The following is an 18665-nucleotide window of genomic DNA, read 5'->3' as shown; positions in this document are numbered from 1 at the left end:
TGATATTAGTGTTTTAGATTATTTTTTGTTTTTAGCCGTACTGTCGATTTGGGGTATTTTGGTCGTTAACGTTGTCTTAACAATTGCGGGCTATGTGAATTATTTACAAAAAGTTCGGCGGCCAGCACCACAATTACCTGAAAAAGTTCCCTTTGTTTCAATTATGGTTCCGGCACACAATGAAGGAATTGTGATTGTAAAAACGTTACAGTCATTGTTAAACTTTGATTATCCTAAAGACCGTTATGAAATCATCATCATTAACGATAATTCAGATGATAATTCTGCTGAGTTGTTAGCAGAGGTTCAGGCATTATATCCACACCGTAACTTGAAGGTGATCAACACTGATAAGACGAATGGTGGCAAGGGTAAGTCTAATGCACTTAACATTGGGCTTAAACGGGCCCGTGGTTCATTGATTTCGATTTATGATGCAGACAATACGCCTCAACGAACGGCATTACGATACTTAGTGGCCGAGTTGATGAGTGATCAACGGTTGGCGGCGGTCATTGGTAAGTTCCGTACACGAAATAAGGATGCTTCATTATTGACGCGCTTTATTAACATTGAGACCTTATCCTTTCAATGGATGGCTCAGGCAGGACGGGAAAAGTTGTTTAAATTATGTACGATTCCCGGTACTAATTATGTTATTCGGCGTGATATGCTTGAAAAAATTGGTGGCTGGGATGTTAAGGCATTAGCCGAGGATACAGAAATTAGCTTTCGGGTATACCGAATGGGGTATCGGATTCGTTTTCAACCGTTAGCTATTACTTGGGAGCAAGAACCACAAACTTTGGATGTTTGGTTTCATCAACGGACGCGCTGGGTCAAAGGTAATATTTATGTCATTTTAAAAAATGCGCGGTTGTTATTTACTAAAACCGGGCGACCAATTCGATTTGATTTGTTATATTTTCTATCGATTTATTTTTTATTAATGACTTCACTGATTTTGTCAGATAGTATGTTTGTCCTTTCAGTGGCTGGAATCGCCCACTCTAATCTAGTGGGATTTAGCAATACACTCTGGGTGATGGCCATCGTGACGTTTGTGATTAGTACGTTTGTGACGATCACAACCGAAAAGGGTGAAATGACGGTTGCTAACCTAATGATTATTATTTTTATGTATTTAGTCTATAGTCAGATGTGGCTAGCAGTGGCTGCACATGGAATGGTGGGGTATGTTCGTGAACAAGTTTTTCATCAACAAGCAAAATGGTATAAAACCAAACGGTATCAGTAATTGGTTATTCTGGGGATTAGCTGTATTGGCATTATTAGGTGGAATCGGCATTAATGCCGGTTGCCCGGTCACTGGTCAGGCTACAAGTAAACTTCAAACTTATACACAGCCTTTTCAAAATTCAACAACGACGCTATCTGGTGGTTCAGTTGAAGCTAATATGTATTTTATTAAAATGGATTATTGGCGAGTCAAAAAGGTGACGATCAATCTGAATTTTCAAGTATCACAATTAGCTAATCGAGCGACATCGGATATCACGTTGTCACTTAATGGAATTAAGTTTTATTCGTTTCGGCCTAAAAATCAGACCGGCTTGCAAACTAAGTCAATTGAGGTCCCACTGCGGCTAATTCAAGGTGAAAATCAGCTGAAAATTAGCGGCCAAATTTTGAATGAAAAGGGGAATCAGAGTTACCAGTTGGCCCAAACACCAGCAAATTGGTTGACAATTTATAGTGGTGCTAATGCTAACTTTGAATACCGGCTGCAACCGCCAACACCAGCCATTAAATCATTTTATGCGCATTTTTCTGGGACAGATACTATCGCTAATGCGAATTCAGTCATTACACTACCACAACAAGCATCGAATGCAGAGTTAACGGCGGGGATGTATGCATTAACGGGTGAAGCCAGAACGATCACCACGGAGAATACTCAAATCCCAGTGACGACCACGCATACAACAGCGGCTAAGCAGGCTGATTATCATCTAGTAATGGCAACGTACCAACATCTACCTAAAGTGTTTCGACAACAACTTAATCGTCAACGATTACAAGAACATGGCGTTATCAAGACATACACGCATGGTGGCAAATATTATTTGATTGTGAGCGCGTTAAATACAAAATTATTGCAAAAGGCCAGTCGATTTATTGCTAATCAAGAATTAATGCAGGAAACGACGGCAGATACGAAATATATTAGCAACAGTACCCAGACATTCACCTCTGAGCTACAGTATGGTGGTAAGACGCAATTGACGACCAGCGATGATTATTTGACTGGGGCCAAGCATCAGTCAAGCACGTACTTTGTCAACCTACCTGTGGACCGAACTAATGCCGATGGTTCAAAGATTCGACTTCATTTTCGTTATGCTAAAAACTTGGATTTTAAGCGGTCACTGATCACGGTATATGTGAACGATTCTGCTTTAGGCAGTAAACGGCTCACGGCTGCACGGGCCAATGATGATGAGTTGACTGTTAGTCTACCTAAAGGGAAAGCTCTAGGGCATAGTTTTACTATTCGAGTGGCCTTCGACCTTGAGATGAAGGGAAAGACACAAAGCGATAATGCGCAAACACCGTGGGCATTGATAAGTTCTGATTCTGAAGCGACGATAAAGTCAAAGCCGGTAGCGGGTTTATTATTTACTAATTACCCATACCTGTTTTTAAAAGATTCTACCTTCAATCATATTGCAGTCGTACGGCCACGAAATTTGACTGGCGATGATTTTCAGACATTGACTAATATTTTTAATTTAATCGGGACGTATGCGCAAAGCAATACCGGGACGATCCAATTTTATACGCATAAGCCTAGTAAGGCTGTACTCAAGAATAGTAATGTGATTGCATTTGGGACGCCTAAGCAAAATGCGTTTATTCGCTCGTTGAATTCCAAGTTGTATTTTAAATACAACCAACATTTTACCGAATTTTTGTCGAATGAAAAACTCAGTGTTGAAAAGACGTACGGTCAAAATATTGGTACGGCACAGCTATTACGCTCGCCATATAATCAGCAATCTGGCCTGTTAGTGGTGACGGCTGTGAAGAGTAGCGATGTCTACCGGGCGTCCACACAGATTAATTTTCAGCGTAATATCGCCCAGTATCAAGGAGATGCTATTGTCGTGGATCATGATAATAATTATTATGATTATCGGTTCAAAAAGCATCAGACTGTTAATGATGGGGTAAATGTCAAAACGGTGGTGCAAAAAAACGGCAAGTTAGTGGTTTATTTAGGGATTGCGCTGTTAATAATCATCATTATTTTATTGGCAGGTTTTTTGATTATGCGTAAAAGTGGTTTGTTAGAACGAAAGGAGCGGCATCATGAATGATGATCAACGAACGTCAATTTTTGCTGATGTTTATTTGTTATTATTTTTAGCATTTGTCAGTACCATGGCAGTGTTGATGGCGCTAACCCCTAATATTACGCTTAACACTGTTTATTTAGGCGTGACAATTATTATGATTTTAATGACCTACTTTTTTGGTGCCATCATGGGACTGATGGCTAATTTGTTATTTATTTTTGTCCAGGCGGTTGTCATGATCTATATCAATTCAACCCATCATGCGATGATTCCAATGATGATGATTTTTTGGTTGATTATGCCATTATTATTATCGGTAACTTTTTATGGGATGACTCGGCAGCTTACTCAGTTACAAGCCGCTAATGCTAAATTACGAGCGGATATTATTAAACGTGGTGCTTTCGACGAACAGACTAATTTGCGAACGACTGTCGCGTATATTCAAGATGCGCAAGTGTTTATCGAAACTAATCGGCGTTTTCAATTGCCGGTCACCACGGTCATTATTCGCGTACGCTACTATAACGAAATTCGTCGAATGATGAGTGAACAACAATATCGAGATTTATTACGGCTAGTTTCAGATACGATTACGTCGGCAACGCGTGATAATGACATTACGTATTCGCTAGATCAAGATAATCCAACGTGGGCAATCTTGCTATTTTCGGATCAATCTGGAGCACAGATTGCCGCTGATCGTATCAAATCTAATTTTGAGAAAAATTTACAACGTTCAACTAGTCTAAATTCGTTAGAAATTTTATTAGTAGTCGGTATTGCTAGTTGGGATGCGGATAAGATGAAGAGTCCATACGACTTTATGAACACGGGAATTAAAGAAACTGAGTACGATGTGGCGCGCTAATTTCAGTTGTGTACAAACAAGATAGTCGACAAATGTAAATTTTGGGGGTATATTAAGCCACATAGTAATTTAAGTGGAAGGGGTCTTTAGAAATGGCAAAGAGTTACGACGTGATTATTATTGGTGCGGGGCCTGCCGGTATGACAGCCGCCCTCTATGCTTCACGGGCCAATCTATCAGTACTACTATTGGATCGCGGAATCTATGGTGGTCAAATGAATAATACCGCCGCAATTGAAAATTATCCGGGTTTCAAATCTGTTTTGGGACCGGACCTAGCTAAAGACATGTATGAATCAGCGACTCAGTTTGGGGCTGAATATGCTTATGGCAGTGTTGAATCGGTTGAGGATCGTGGTGATGTTAAAATCGTGACGACTGATAGTGATACATTTGAGACCAAGGCGCTTGTTATTGGAACTGGTTCTGAATATCGTAAATTGGGCGTTCCTGGCGAAGATGCGTATGGTGGTCGTGGTGTGTCATACTGTGCAGTTTGTGACGGGGCGTTCTTCCGCAACAAGCATGTGGTCGTTATTGGTGGTGGTGATTCAGCAATTGAAGAAGGGGCTTACCTGACTCAACTGGCTGATAAGGTCACGGTTATTCATCGGCGCGATCAACTTCGAGCACAACAAATCTTGCAGGATCGGGCCTTTGCCAATCCTAAGATGGAATTTGTCTGGAACAGCAATGTTACGGAAATTATCGGTGACGATAAAAAAGTCACTGGTGTTAAGGTCAACAATAACCAGACGGGCGAAGATAGTGAAATTGCGGTTGATGGCGTCTTTATTTATGTCGGGATCAACCCAATCACGAAACCATTCAGTAATCTTGGCATTACTGATGAAAATGGCTGGATTGAAACCAATGACCATATGGAAACGAAGGTCCCTGGTATTTTTGCAGTTGGTGATGTTCGTAAGAAGGACTTACGCCAAGTTGCAACGGCCGTTGGTGAAGGTGGGACAGCTGGACAAGGTGTTTACACTTACATCACAGCTTTAGGTGATAAAGTTAAAAATTAAATTCAATTAAAAAATGCGTGGTTGATCCGATTGAGATCTGACCACGCATTTTTAATTGAAAACATCAGGTTAGGAGGTGCTTTACCGAACTTGATATGGATTTTCATTAGCATAAATCATGGTTAAATGAACTGGTACAACATGTAATTTAGTAATCCCGAAACAAGCCTATCATATGGTTTAGTGCTGGTATGGAAATAGGAGTAACTGTTTATTTGTATAAGTTGCCAGGTAAATGTCACTGACGGTGTAATGTTGGGCCTGTAATTGCGTTAGTAGCCAGTCCTCATCATGTTGACTAGTTTCAAGTGCATCTAGGTTGACTTGGCCATCAACAATCAGCGGATACTTGACGGCGTCGTCGCCAACTTGAGTAATCGTTAATTGCCCATTTTGTTCAATTACCGCTCGTTTGACGTAACGAATATCCGTGATGCCCTCCGTACGCAATCTAAACATGAGATCATTGGCACTCATCCCATTTTTAAGAGCCGTACTGACTAGTAATTGGCCGTTTTTGATCAGCAGTTGGGGCTGACCATCAATCAATTGTTTGACGTAGCGGTTGTGATGCGTGAGAAATCGAAGAACTAGTACGAGTAATGTCCAAATCAGCAGAACTAAAATATATTGCAAGACGGTTACGCTAGTACTGTAAATCATGCCGCCAACGATTGCACCGAGGACGTAGTTTTGAACTTGGTCGAGTGCACTGATTGGGGCGAGATTACTTTTACCAGATAAGTTGATTTGCAAAATGATGGTTAATAATCCTAGCGCCAGCTTGATTGTCACATCCCAGTAGGAAAACATTTATTGCCCCTCCTTAACGTAATTGATCGTTGACTGAATTGGTGTTGCTTTAGTCAGCGTGTAGCTATTGCCATCCGGATTGACCGTCACGTTGTAGATGTGGTCATGAATTTTAATCAGCATGCCACTGCTGACGGAACTCGTGTTGGACCACACGGCGGTTTTACTGACGTTTTGTTCCTTAGCCACGCGTTGCATAATTTGTGTGACCTGTGATTTTTGATTGAAACTGTTTTGAAGGGTCTGCCACTCATTAAATTGAATGCCAACGAGTAATAATAATAACAAAACCATGATAATGAATAAGTCACGGTATTTGAGATCCGTTTTGTGGCGATACCATAGCCAGCTGAGTACGGCAATCATCAAAATAATGATACCAATAGCGGCCAGTTGAACGAGAGCGTGATTACTATTTTGGTGAATTAAGTAGTTGTATGAATAAAAAGTCATGATGGCCTCCTTATAAGATTTATTATAGCAATTTTTAGTAGTGACTGAATTAATTGGTATTGCAAAATTAGCATATAATCGTGCTTATGCTAACGAACTAACGCTTGAAAATACACTAATTAATGGACTTTCTTAGTAAATTTTACTTTGTATAGCGTGTCAATGTTGTATACTATTTTTGTAAGCACTAACAAATATCGGAATTGGAGATGGTTTTTGTGAGTTGGCAGGATACTTATAATACCTGGAAAAACCAAGCGACACTTGAAACAAGTTTAAAACAAGAATTAACGGGCATGGCTGGTGATGACGCTGCTTTAGAAGATGCCTTTTATGAACCAATGGAATTCGGAACGGCGGGGATGCGTGGGGTGCTTGGACCTGGCATCAATCGAATGAATATTTATACGGTTCGTCAAGCAACGGAAGGGTTAGCGCGCTTTATGGATACCTTGCCAGCTGAAGCCAAGGAACGTGGTGTAGCTATCAGTTTTGATTCACGTCACCATTCAGAAGATTTTGCGCATGAATCTGCGCGAGTATTGGGACAACACGGTATCAAGTCGTACGTTTTTGAAAGCTTGCGGCCAACCCCAGAACTTTCATTTACGGTTCGGCACTTGCATACTTACGCGGGAATTATGATTACGGCGAGTCATAATCCGAAGCAATACAATGGCTACAAGATTTACGGTGAAGATGGTGGTCAAATGCCACCAAAAGAATCCGATCTCATTACGTCATACATTCGTAAGGTTGACGATGTCTTTGCGATTGCCGTAGCTGATGAACAACAATTATTAGCTGATAAGACTGAAACCATCATCGGCGATGACGTCGATCAGGACTACTTAGCCAAGGTCAAAGAAGTCACGATCAACCAAAAATTAGTGGATGAAGTTGGTAAGGACATGAAGTTAGTCTTTACGCCATTACATGGAACTGGCCGGATGCTTGGTGAGAAAGCCTTGAAGAATGCTGGGTTTAAAAACTTCAGTGTTGTTAAGGAACAGGCTGTAGCCGATCCTGAATTTTCAACGGTCAAATTTCCCAACCCTGAATTCCCAGAAGCCTTTAAGATGGCCATTGATTTGGGTAAAAAGGAAGATGCAGATGTCTTGATTGCGGTTGATCCCGATGCTGACCGGTTAGGGACGGCTGTTCGTCAACCTGATGGTGAATATGTCCTGTTAACTGGTAATCAAATTGCCGCCGTCTTGTTACACTATATCTTGCAGGCCAACAAGGATGCGGGGACGTTGCCGGCTAACGCGGCTGCAGTTAAGTCGATCGTCTCAAGCGAATTTGCAACCAAAGTCGCTGCTTCATACGGTGTCACGATGATCAATGTCTTGACTGGATTCAAGTATATTGCTGAACAGATTGAAAACTTTGAAGCCACTGGTGAACATACTTATATGTTTGGTTTTGAAGAAAGTTACGGTTACTTGATCAAGCCATTCGTTCATGACAAGGACGCAATCCAAACGACAGTGCTCTTAGCTGAAGTTGCCGCTTACTATAAGCAACAAGGTAAGAATCTCTATGATGGGTTACAAGACTTGTTCAATGAATATGGTTACTTCCGCGAACAAACCACGTCCGAAGAATTTGACGGGGTCGGTGGTAGCGATAAGATTGCTGCCTTAATGACTAAGTTCCGTAATGAAGCGCCAACGGACTTTGCTGGTTACGATGTTACTGGGACCGAAGATTTTCAGAGTCAGACTGAAAGCTTTGCGGATGGTCACACGGCGCCAATTGCTTTGCCACAAGCGAATGTCTTAAAATATCATTTGACTGATGGTACTTGGATTGCCATTCGGCCGTCCGGGACGGAGCCGAAAATTAAGTTCTACATCGGGACACTAGGTGACACCTTGAATGAAGCTAATGATAAATTGGCGAAGTTTGAAGCTGCCATTCAAGCATTTATTAAAGAATAGGATGCCGACTTAGTCAGACGTTGTGTGTAGCATAGATTAGTCATTAAGCAAATAAATAGTACCGCTCGAAATCTACTTATAGTTTCGAGCGGTACTATTTATTTGTAAGGTGTAGTAGTGTTATTTGGTGGGATATTCAAAGTTGACTGGATCACCAGGTAATCGTAATAGTTGCGGTTTGCCGTAGTAGTAACCTTGTCGGAGATTAATATCGAAGTGGCTGCTTAATCGATCATCTTCGGCATCTTCAATTCCTTCTAGAATCAAACGAAGACCATACTCACTACTGATTGCACGCCAAAAATGGAGTTTTTGCTGAATTTTAGGGTCTTTGATATCACTACGAAAATTTTGTAGCGCAAATTTTAATTCGGAAGCTAGTGGTAAAATCTCTTGAATACTCCTAAAATCATTAATTCCCGTACCAACATCATCGAGTGAAATTTGCATTCCATGTTCAATGAACCCCCGTAAGTGTGGAATCAACATCGTGTCAGGGTAGCTTTTGGGGCTACGTTCTTCAGTTAATTCGACAACTAATTTAGCAGGATATAGTTGTACCTGACTTTGAATGATTGCCTGGGCGACCGTGGTATCCACTAGTTGTTCGCGACTAATATTGACTGCACAATAGCGAACCTTAAGTCCTAGAATTTTAGTTGTTGCAATAAGTAAGTCAGAAGTAACTTGTGAGCTAATGGCTGTAAAGGATTCAGGCAGACGCCAGCCATCTGGTGTGAGTTGCTTGATTAATAGTTCGTATCCGTAAACTGTATTGTTGAGCAAATTGAGTTGGGGTTGCACAAAATAGCGGTAAATGGGTTGCATAAGTACCATCGCCTTTTATAATAAGTTTAAATTCATTGAATCGTTTTAAAATAAATCAAATCGCTGTATACTCTAAGTATACGTCAACTTAAATAAATGTTTAACTGAATCTTAGTTAAACTTTAATTTTTAATGAAAGCTGTGGTCGAAAAAATGAAAGTTGCCATTATTGGCTGTACACATGCGGGGATTGCCGCCATGAAACAGATTTTGAAATACTATCCGAGGACTGAAATTACTGTTTATGAACGACACGCGGATATTTCATATATGTCTTGTGGGACTTATTTACACTTAGGGGGAACTATTAAGGACTTGGATCAAGCGCTATACGCTAATCCGACGGAATTCAGCGAACAGGGTGTGCAGATGCGAATGCAGTATGACGTGATTAATGTTAATGCTGATAAACATACAATTTTGGCTCAAAATTTACAGACAAAAAAGATACAAACGGAACACTATGATAAATTAATTATGACAACGGGGTCGATTACTGCGATTCCGGTCATTCCGGGCGTAGAAAATTCCAAGGTTATGCTTTGCAAGACTTGTGAACAGGCTCAACAACTCTATGAGGCGGCCCAACATGCCCAGCATATTGCCATTGTTGGTGGTGGTTATTCGGGAGTAGAACTCGCTGAAGGTTACGTCAAATCTGGTCATACGGTGACACTATTTCAGCGGGGATCACATTTAATTAATGAGTATCTTGATCCACAGTTCGCTGAAAAAGTAGAGACTTTATTAACAACGAAAGGTATTAAAGTCAGAACAAACTCACAAGTGACGTCCTTTAGTGATACGAATGATAGTCGGTTGCGCGTTGCGACGGCCGATAGTGAAGAAACGTTTGATATGGCTGTTATTTGTCCGGGCGTGATTCCACAATCGGAGTTATTAGCGGGGCAAGTTAACCGAACTAATCAGGGTGCTATTGTGACGGATCGTTATATGGGAACATCTAATCCGGATATTTTTGCAGCTGGTGACGTGACGGAAGTTAACTTTAATCCAACGAAAGATCACGCCTATATGCCGTTAGTATCGCATGCGATTAGACAAGGTGCGTTAGCTGGAATTAATGTTTTTGAGAAACGTTTAGGTTCGATTGGTACACAGGCAACGACTGGCATGTTGATTTTTGATCAGACTGTCGCTTGTTCTGGGATGACTCTAGCAGCAGCTAAGGCTGCTAATTTTGATGCCAAAGCGGCCTTTTATGAGGGAAATTATCGTCCAGCCTTTATGCCCACCACAGCGAAAATAATGATTGAGCTTGTCTATGATCAACAGACGCGGAAAGTTTTGGGTGGTCAATTAATGAGTACCCACGAAGTTTCGCAATCGGCGAATGCGTTGTCAATAGTGATTCATAATGGTAACACGATTGATGAATTAGCCTTTATGGACATGTTGTTCTCGCCAAACTTTGATGAACCGTTCAATTATTTGAACTTAGTGGCACAGACTGCCGTTGACCAGGAACATGGCTATCGGCGAAATAATTAAGATGGATCGCGCTAACGACAGCATGAATAACCAGTTATTTGTGACGAATTAACAAGTATAAGGCACAAAGGGTGGCTCCAAGATAGTCGGTTTACAAAACCAGCTGTCTTGGAACCACCCTTATATTTTTAATGGCAACTTGGCATAGTTACGAATTAAGCATAATCATTGGGGTCAGCTGCTAATGGTTGATAGGCATCCATTTCGGTATCGCGATAATCCCACCATTCGTTAACGTAGCCAACAAAACCAGCCGTCGTCATGGCGGTATCTAAGCGTTGATAATTTTTTTCTTGAAGGGCTGTTCGGGGCGCGTCACGGTGAGCCGCGGCTGTGAAATCATCGAATGCAGTTGGCATTGTTAATTCGCTGCCATCTGGATGGGCCAAAGTTAGATCTAAGGTGACCCCTTTTTGATGACTGAAATTAGGGTTAGGTTGGGCGACGAATTCAGGATCAGGATAAACTTCAAATAGTCGTCGTTGCGCACTGACTGGACGATAGGCATCCCAAATTTTAAGCCGGTAACCTTGTTGCTTAACAATTTCACTAGCTTTAGCAAGCTTATGGGCTGTTCCGGTACGGATGATCGCTGTGGTGAAATCGTAAATCACTTGGTGGGTAAAGTTATGGGGGGTGGCATAGCGCAGGGCAACGATGATGTCAGGGTCTAAACGTTGAACATTTGTAAAACCAGTTAATGTTTGATCCATAGTAGGGCCTCCTCAAATTCTAATTATGTCTATTGTAGCCGATTAATCATTATTTTACTGGCAAAAGGGTTGTAGTTAGCCCAAACTTTCTGCTAGCTTTCGATCCAGGTCCCTGATAAGATGAGAAGCGGTGTAATTTTAACAATTAATCGAAGAGGTGAGGTCACATGGATCGGCAAACACGGCGTGCAATTTTAATTTTAGTTTTTAGTGAATTCTTAGTTTGTTTAGGAATCAGTTTGGTCATTCCAGTCATGCCGTTTATTAAAAATGAACTGCATTTAACCGCCACTGACATGGGGATTATGAACGCGTTATTTGCGTTGGCTCAATTTGTGGCCTCCCCGATTATTGGTCGGGTTTCAGATAAGATTGGACGTAAGCCTGTGTTAACGGTGGGGCTCGTTTTATACATGGTTTCAGAAGTATTATTCGCATTGACTAACCAGCTATGGGTCTTTAATATTTCCCGGATTGTTGGTGGCTTATCAGCCGCCATGGTCGTACCAACGGCCATGGCATTAGCGTCTGATATTACGACGAAACGGCAACGGGCCAAAGTTATCGGCTGGCTATCAGCGGCTTTTAGTGGTGGCTTGATTCTTGGTCCTGGTATCGGTGGGGTACTGGCTGGAATTAGTTACAAAACGCCATTTTGGGTCGCTGGGGCGCTAGGACTACTCAGCGCGATCGTGTTAGTAGTTTTATTACCGGCGGATCGGCAGATTGATCCTGATCGTGAGGCAACTACTACGACAGCGGCCCATCATCCGATGACCCGGGCCTTCTGGACGGTGCCCATTATTATTTTGTTTACAATGATTTTAGTTTCTTCCTTTGGCCTACAAGGATTTGAAAGCATTTATAGTATTTACGTGAATGAAGTCTTTCACTTTAGTCTAAGTAACATTGCGTTGGTCTTAACCTTAAATGGTCTCATTTCACTCTTTTTGCAAGTTGCGTTATTTGATACATTTGTTCAACGCTGGGGTGAGCGGCGTGTGATTCGCGTATGTTTTGCGGCTGCTGCGATTTGTACTATTTGGATCACACAGGCCCATTCTAAAGTGGCAGTCATGATTGCGACCTTAGTTATTTTTTCAGCATTCGATCTTTTACGCCCCACTATCACGACCCTATTGACTAAAGCGAGTGAGGCTAATCAAGGCCTAATTAATGGTCTCAACATGTCCTTAACGAGTGTGGGGAACATTGTTGGGCCAATTATGTCGGGTATGTTACTTGATATGAACTATCACTATCCATACTTGGTGGTGGCTGGTTTCTTGATTGTCTCTTACTTAATGGCATTCATGTTGCGATTGCCTAACCAAGTAAAATCACATCAGCAAGTTTAGTGTGATTAACAATGATAATACTAGCTCAAAGCGCTCCGGTTTGCGTCCCCAGGGCGCTTTTGTTACACTTAGGCCAAATTAGATTGAGGGATGGTGGTTGCAATGGGTATGCATCAATATTTACAGAGTTTAAGTAACTTAGAAACGATTCAACGGGCACCAGGTTTCTTTAAGTATCAAAATCATTCGGTTGCGGCGCACTCATTTAAAGTTGCCGAAGTGGCTCAATTTTTAGGTGATGTTGAAGAAAATGCTGGACAGACTGTTGATTGGCGTGCTTTGTATGAAAAAGCATTGAATCATGATTATAATGAACGGTTTATCGGTGACATTAAGACACCGGTCAAATATGCAACTCCAACTCTACGGACGATGCTAGCGGATGTTGAGCATAAACTATCACAAAATTTTGTGCAAAATGAGATTCCAGCCGAATTTCAGGCGGCCTATTCGCGACGGTTAGCAGAAGGTAAAGATGAAACTTTAGAAGGCCAAATTTTGTCGGTAGCCGATAAGATTGACTTATTGTACGAATCATTTGGCGAAATTCAAAAAGGCAATCCTGAGCCGGTTTTTACGGATATTTATCAAGAAAGCTTAAAAACAATCGTTGCATTTAAAAAGATGACTAGTGTTCAATATTTCCTAAAGGCCGTATTACCAGAGATGTTAGCGGAACCATTTACACACCAAGATCAATTGCAAGCACTGACGACTCAAATTTTGACGGCTGTGCCGCAATCTGATTAATGGCGAAAGTATGTTCGATGTGCTAAAATTAAATGCGATTTGAATGTGATAGGGAAGCGCGGGCTTGCCTATTTTTTATGGTGCGACAGCAAGTTTTAGTTATTAGCAGATGATATGAACGGGTGACCGTTTCAAAGGAGGACTACGTTTGATTGATCGGGTAGATAATAATCATTTTGACTTAGTTTCAGATTACCAACCAACGGGCGATCAACCCCAAGCAATTAAGCAACTAACTGCTGGTATTGAAGCCGGTGAAAAGGAGCAGATTCTACTGGGGGCGACTGGGACTGGGAAGACATTTACAATTTCGAACGTGATTGCACAAGTAAATAAACCGACACTGATCTTGTCGCATAACAAGACGTTAGCGGGGCAACTATACGGGGAATTTAAGAAATTTTTCCCAAACAACGCCGTTGAATATTTCGTGAGTTATTACGATTATTATCAACCTGAAGCATACGTGCCTTCGAGTGATACTTATATCGAAAAGGATTCAGCAATTAACGATGAGATTGATAAGTTACGGCATTCGGCAACTAGTTCGCTACTGGAACGTAATGATGTGATTGTCGTGGCATCGGTTTCTAGTATTTTCGGTTTAGGGGATCCCCACGAGTATCAAGATCACGTTGTATCATTGCGGGTCGGCATGGAGATTGATCGTAATGACTTATTGCGTAAATTAGTCGATATTCAGTTTGATCGCAACGACATTGACTTTCAGCGGGGGCGTTTCCGAGTCCATGGGGATGTCGTGGAAATCTTTCCAGCATCGCGTGATGACCACGCGTTGCGTGTTGAATTCTTTGGTGATGAGATCGATCGGATTCGTGAAATTGATGCTTTGACCGGCGAGATTGTTGCCGATCGTGAACACGTTGCCATTTTCCCAGCGACGCACTTTATGACGAATGATGCGATTATGGAACACGCGATTAAGGGCATTGAAGACGAACTGGATGGCCGTTTAAAGGAATTGACGGCTGACGGTAAGTTACTAGAAGCACAGCGACTTAAACAACGGACAACTTATGATGTCGAAATGCTTAAAGAAATGGGCTACACGAGCGGTATTGAAAACTATTCGCGCTTCATGGATGGTCGTAAACCTGGTGAGCCGCCGTATACATTACTGGATTTCTTCCCGAAGGACTTTTTACTAGTGGTCGATGAGTCGCACGTGACGATGCCACAGGTTCGAGGAATGTATAATGGGGACCGAGCACGTAAGCAAATGTTAGTCGATTATGGTTTCCGGTTACCTAGTGCGCTGGATAATCGACCACTGAAGCTTGAAGAAGTGGAACAACATATTAATCAAGTTGTTTATATGTCGGCGACGCCCGGGCCTTATGAAATGGACCGTACGAAACACGTGGCCCAACAAATTATTCGACCGACTGGCTTGCTAGATCCAACGATTGAAGTCCGACCAATTATGGGCCAAATTGATGACTTAGTGGGTGAAATCAATAAGCGAATTGAAGTTAACGAACGGGTCTTTGTGACCACGTTGACCAAGAAGATGGCGGAGGATTTAACTGACTACCTCAAAGATTTAGGCATCAAGGTGCGGTATTTGCACAGTGATATTAAGACGTTGGAACGAACGCAGATCATTCGAGATTTACGATTAGGCAAGTTCGACGTATTAGTTGGAATCAACTTGTTGCGGGAAGGGATCGATGTCCCGGAAGTTTCATTAGTGGCGATACTGGATGCCGATAAGGAAGGGTTCCTCCGCAACGAACGTTCATTGATTCAAACGATCGGTCGGGCGGCTCGTAATGAACATGGTTCAGTGATTATGTATGCTGACACCACGACTGATTCAATGCAGGCGGCGATCGATGAGACCGCGCGTCGTCGGGCCGTACAGATGAAGTATAATGAAGATCATCATATTACACCACATACTATCAAGAAAGCTATTCCAGAATTGATTGCTTCGACGAAGACCACTGAAGACACTGGTAAGAAGGACGATTTCCTAGAAACTGATTTTGATGATATGACCCATGAACAACAGTTAGATATGATTAGTAAGCTAGAAGAACAGATGAAGACCGCCGCTAAGAAGCTCGACTTTGAACAAGCTGCGACGCTACGTGATACGGTCATGGAACTAAAAGCACAGATTAGCTAGCAGGTTGCTGGCTTGAGATTGAGGAGGTCTTTTTTTGGCAAATGATAAGATTGTCATTCATGGTGCACGAGCCCATAACTTAAAGGATATCGATGTCACCATTCCCCGTGATAAATTAGTCGTGATTACGGGGTTATCTGGCTCTGGTAAGAGCTCATTAGCGTTTGATACGTTGTACGCGGAAGGACAACGTCGGTATGTGGAAAGCCTGTCAGCGTACGCGCGTCAATTCTTAGGGCAGATGCAAAAACCAGATGTTGATTCGATTGACGGGCTTAGCCCGGCTATTTCGATTGACCAAAAAACCACGTCGAAGAATCCCCGGTCAACGGTCGGAACCGTCACCGAAATCAATGACTACTTACGGTTATTGTGGGCACGAGTCGGAGAACCAATCTGTCCAAATGATGGCACACCGATTGCGAGTCAGACCGTTGAGCAGATGGTTGACCGGATTCAAAAATTACCAGAGCGAACGAAGTTACAAATCTTATCGCCGATTGTCCGTCAGAAAAAGGGTGAGCATAAAAAGATCTTTGAAAAGATCAAACGAGAAGGTTTTGTACGTGTCCGCGTTGATGGTGAAATTCATGATATCAGTGAGACCTTTGAACTGAACAAAAATCAACAGCACACGATTGAAATCGTTATCGACCGGATTGTCGTGAAGTCCGGCGATCGCTCCCGATTGTTTGACTCCTTTGAAGCGGCATTGCGATTGAGTGGCGGCTATGCGATTGCGGATGTGATTGGCGATAAGCCAATCATGTTTTCAGAACATTATGCCTGTCCAATCTGTGGGTTTACTGTGGGGGAACTTGAACCGCGGTTATTCTCGTTTAACGCGCCTCAGGGAGCTTGTCCAGACTGTGAAGGTCTTGGAATCAAGCTAGAAGTTGATGAGGACCTTGTCGTACCTGATAAGTCGCTGACGTTGGCTGAAGGTGCGTTAGCACCTTGGAATCCGATCAGCTCGCAGTACTATCCTGAAATGTTGAAGCAAGCTTGCGAACAGTTAGCAATTCCGATGGATGTTCCGTATGAGGACTTGTCCAAGGCTGACCAACAAACGGTTCTTTATGGTTCCAACGGCAAGACCTTCCATTTCCATTATCAAAATGATTTTGGTGGTGTGCGGGATGTTGACGCAGTTTTTGAGGGGGTCATTAATAATGTTGATCGCCGTTATCATGAAACCAATAGTGATTTTACACGCGATGTCATGCGTAAATACATGACGGAACTCACTTGTCAGACTTGTCATGGTTTCCGATTAAACCGTAAGGCTTTATCGGTCAAAGTCGGTGGCGAACATATCGGAATGGTTTCTGACTTAGCAATCGGCAAGGAACTTGATTTCTTCAATGGATTGAGTTTGTCAGAACAAAGTCTGGTCATTGCCAAGCCCATCTTAAAGGAAATTCGGGATCGACTTTCTTTCTTGCAAAATGTAGGACTAGCGTACTTGACGTTAAGCCGTTCTGCGCGAACGTTATCTGGTGGAGAGGCGCAACGGATACGGTTGGCAACTCAGATTGGTTCTAACTTATCTGGCGTACTCTATATTTTGGACGAGCCATCGATTGGCCTGCACCAGCGCGATAATGATCGGTTGATTGGCTCCTTGAAGAAGATGCGTGATTTGGGCAATACATTAATCGTAGTTGAGCATGATGAAGATACGATGCGTGCGGCTGATTACATTGTTGATATTGGCCCAGGTGCTGGTGAAAATGGCGGTGAAGTAATGGCGGCCGGAACGCCGAAACAGGTGGCGCGTTCACGTAAGTCATTGACTGGTCAATATTTATCTGGCAAACGTTTTATTCCATTACCTGAATCCCGGCGTTCTGGTAATGGCAAAAAGATTAGGATTACTGGTGCGGCCGAAAACAATCTCAAAAAAATCGATGTTGATTTTCTTTTGGGCGAATTTGTCGTGGTCACAGGGGTCTCTGGTTCTGGTAAGTCGACACTAGTTAATGACGTCTTAAAACGAGTCTTGGCACAAAAGTTGAATCGGAATTCTGAAAAACCTGGTAAGTACAAGAGTGTTAGTGGCATTAAAAATATTGAACGGTTAGTTAATATTGACCAAAGCCCGATTGGCCGAACGCCACGCAGCAACCCGGCTACGTATACTGGCGTATTCGACAATATTCGTGACTTGTTTGCGCAGACTAATGAAGCCAAATTACGTGGATATAAGAAGGGGCGTTTTAGTTTTAATACTAAGGGTGGTCGCTGTGAAGCCTGTCATGGTGATGGTATTTTGAAGATTGAAATGAATTTCTTGCCTGATGTCTTCGTACCGTGTGAGGTTTGTCATGGTCAACAGTATAATTCTGAAACGTTAGAAGTTGAATACAAGGGGAAAAATATTGCGGATGTCTTAAAAATGACGGCTTCAGAAGCTGTTAAGTTCTTTGAACCAATTCCTAAGATTCGGCGCAAATTACAGACGCTAGTTGATGTTGGTTTAGGTTATGTTAAGTTGGGCCAACCCGCAACCACTTTATCAGGCGGGGAAGCCCAACGGATGAAGTTAGCTTCCGAATTGCATAAGCAACAAGCGGGTAAGAATTTCTATATTCTAGACGAACCAACAACTGGGTTGCATAGTGAAGATATTCGGCGGTTAATTGGGGTCTTGGATCGGTTAGTGGATGCAGGTAATACGGTGTTGATTATTGAACATAATCTCGATGTCGTGAAGTCAGCGGATTATTTGATTGATTTAGGACCAGAAGGTGGCGATGGTGGTGGAACAATCGTAGCTACCGGTACTCCGGAACAGGTGGCTGAAGTGGCCGAAAGTTACACTGGCCAATACTTGAGACCAGTCTTGGAACGCGACCGTGCTCGTGAAGCACCTGCACCTGCTAAATAGATGGCAATGTGCTACACTTGAGTTTGTA

14 protein-coding genes are annotated in these 18665 nt (G+C 42.4%); 10 read left to right on the top strand and 4 right to left on the bottom strand.

All coding sequences use genetic code 11. From position 1 onward, the window contains the following. The first annotated feature begins 4 nt into the window (after window positions 1-4). The 4 genes from RXV91_RS01910 to trxB all read left to right on the top strand — a co-directional run bounded on the left by RXV91_RS01910 (window position 5) and on the right by trxB (window position 5222). Complete coding sequence (locus RXV91_RS01910; RefSeq protein ID WP_316438538.1) at window positions 5-1258, top strand: glycosyltransferase family 2 protein; 1254 nt, start codon at window positions 5-7, stop codon at window positions 1256-1258. Next, window positions 1197-3341 carry a cellulose biosynthesis cyclic di-GMP-binding regulatory protein BcsB gene (locus RXV91_RS01905; RefSeq protein WP_316438537.1) on the top strand — a complete coding sequence of 715 codons (2145 nt, stop codon included), beginning with the start codon at window positions 1197-1199 and terminating at the stop codon, window positions 3339-3341. Before RXV91_RS01910 ends, RXV91_RS01905 begins: the two co-directional genes overlap by 62 nt. Then, on the top strand, window positions 3334-4191 hold the full coding sequence (locus tag RXV91_RS01900) for a GGDEF domain-containing protein (protein WP_316438438.1): 858 nt from the start codon (window positions 3334-3336) through the stop codon (window positions 4189-4191). Before RXV91_RS01905 ends, RXV91_RS01900 begins: the two co-directional genes overlap by 8 nt. Before the next feature lie 92 nt (window positions 4192-4283). Beyond that, on the top strand, window positions 4284-5222 hold the full coding sequence (trxB, locus tag RXV91_RS01895; protein ID WP_316438437.1) for a thioredoxin-disulfide reductase: 939 nt from the start codon (window positions 4284-4286) through the stop codon (window positions 5220-5222). A 180-nt stretch (window positions 5223-5402) separates the two neighbouring features. On the opposite strand, the gene RXV91_RS01890 is transcribed toward trxB, so the two are convergent. Together RXV91_RS01890 and RXV91_RS01885 are read right to left on the bottom strand one after the other, a co-directional pair. Continuing rightward, window positions 5403-6035: a DUF421 domain-containing protein gene (locus tag RXV91_RS01890; protein ID WP_316438436.1), complete on the bottom strand. Its 633-nt coding sequence runs from the start codon at window positions 6033-6035 to the stop codon at window positions 5403-5405. Next, a complete protein-coding gene (locus RXV91_RS01885) occupies window positions 6036-6488 on the bottom strand; it encodes a DUF3290 domain-containing protein (RefSeq protein WP_131509435.1) in 453 nt (150 codons plus the stop codon). A 218-nt stretch (window positions 6489-6706) separates the two neighbouring features. Between RXV91_RS01885 and RXV91_RS01880 the strand changes: the two genes are divergently transcribed. Beyond that, window positions 6707-8434, top strand: coding sequence for a phospho-sugar mutase (locus RXV91_RS01880; RefSeq protein WP_316438435.1), 1728 nt, complete (start codon window positions 6707-6709; stop codon window positions 8432-8434). A 120-nt stretch (window positions 8435-8554) separates the two neighbouring features. On the opposite strand, the gene RXV91_RS01875 is transcribed toward RXV91_RS01880, so the two are convergent. Further along, the gene (locus RXV91_RS01875) at window positions 8555-9262 is read right to left on the bottom strand and encodes an EAL domain-containing protein (RefSeq protein WP_316438434.1); all 708 of its coding nucleotides are present in this window, start codon (window positions 9260-9262) and stop codon (window positions 8555-8557) included. Window positions 9263-9415: 153 nt separating this feature from the next. Here RXV91_RS01875 and RXV91_RS01870 point away from each other — a divergent pair, with 153 nt between their 5' ends. Continuing rightward, entirely contained in the window at window positions 9416-10774 is a 1359-nt protein-coding gene (locus RXV91_RS01870; protein WP_316438536.1) for an FAD-dependent oxidoreductase, read from the top strand. 155 nt (window positions 10775-10929) lie between these two features. On the opposite strand, the gene RXV91_RS01865 is transcribed toward RXV91_RS01870, so the two are convergent. After that, window positions 10930-11487, bottom strand: a complete 558-nt coding sequence (locus RXV91_RS01865; RefSeq protein WP_316438433.1) for a M15 family metallopeptidase — start codon at window positions 11485-11487, stop codon at window positions 10930-10932. A 167-nt stretch (window positions 11488-11654) separates the two neighbouring features. On the opposite strand from RXV91_RS01865, the gene RXV91_RS01860 reads away from it, so the two are divergent. The 4 genes from RXV91_RS01860 (at window position 11655) to uvrA (ending at window position 18637) form a co-directional block, all read left to right on the top strand. Further along, the gene (locus RXV91_RS01860; RefSeq protein ID WP_316438432.1) at window positions 11655-12845 is read left to right on the top strand and encodes an MFS transporter; all 1191 of its coding nucleotides are present in this window, start codon (window positions 11655-11657) and stop codon (window positions 12843-12845) included. A gap of 102 nt (window positions 12846-12947) precedes the next feature. Further along, a complete protein-coding gene (locus tag RXV91_RS01855; protein WP_316438431.1) occupies window positions 12948-13595 on the top strand; it encodes an HD domain-containing protein in 648 nt (215 codons plus the stop codon). 148 nt (window positions 13596-13743) lie between these two features. After that, window positions 13744-15747 (top strand): excinuclease ABC subunit UvrB, encoded by a 2004-nt coding sequence (gene uvrB, locus RXV91_RS01850; protein WP_316438430.1) that lies wholly within the window; start codon window positions 13744-13746, stop codon window positions 15745-15747. A gap of 34 nt (window positions 15748-15781) precedes the next feature. Next, a complete protein-coding gene (gene uvrA, locus RXV91_RS01845) occupies window positions 15782-18637 on the top strand; it encodes an excinuclease ABC subunit UvrA (protein ID WP_316438429.1) in 2856 nt (951 codons plus the stop codon). The last annotated feature ends 28 nt before the right edge of the window (window positions 18638-18665 follow it).

It is taken from the genome of Lactiplantibacillus sp. DA1 (assembly GCF_032681335.1).
Classification (GTDB): Bacteria; Bacillota; Bacilli; order Lactobacillales; family Lactobacillaceae; genus Lactiplantibacillus.
This window is presented reverse-complemented; position numbering and strand designations above follow the sequence as displayed.

Bases quoted from the DNA above. Each gene is read 5' to 3' on its own strand.
- RXV91_RS01900 (WP_316438438.1), top strand. From the start codon at position 3,334: ATGAATGATGATCAACGAACGTCAATTTTTGCTGATGTTTATTTGTTA.
- RXV91_RS01875 (WP_316438434.1), bottom strand. From the start codon at position 9,262: ATGCAACCCATTTACCGCTATTTTGTGCAACCCCAACTCAATTTGCTC.
- trxB (WP_316438437.1), top strand. From the start codon at position 4,284: ATGGCAAAGAGTTACGACGTGATTATTATTGGTGCGGGGCCTGCCGGT.
- RXV91_RS01885 (WP_131509435.1), bottom strand. From the start codon at position 6,488: ATGACTTTTTATTCATACAACTACTTAATTCACCAAAATAGTAATCAC.
- RXV91_RS01890 (WP_316438436.1), bottom strand. From the start codon at position 6,035: ATGTTTTCCTACTGGGATGTGACAATCAAGCTGGCGCTAGGATTATTA.
- RXV91_RS01855 (WP_316438431.1), top strand. From the start codon at position 12,948: ATGGGTATGCATCAATATTTACAGAGTTTAAGTAACTTAGAAACGATT.
- RXV91_RS01865 (WP_316438433.1), bottom strand. From the start codon at position 11,487: ATGGATCAAACATTAACTGGTTTTACAAATGTTCAACGTTTAGACCCT.
- RXV91_RS01905 (WP_316438537.1), top strand. From the start codon at position 1,197: ATGTTCGTGAACAAGTTTTTCATCAACAAGCAAAATGGTATAAAACCA.
- RXV91_RS01860 (WP_316438432.1), top strand. From the start codon at position 11,655: ATGGATCGGCAAACACGGCGTGCAATTTTAATTTTAGTTTTTAGTGAA.
- RXV91_RS01870 (WP_316438536.1), top strand. From the start codon at position 9,416: ATGAAAGTTGCCATTATTGGCTGTACACATGCGGGGATTGCCGCCATG.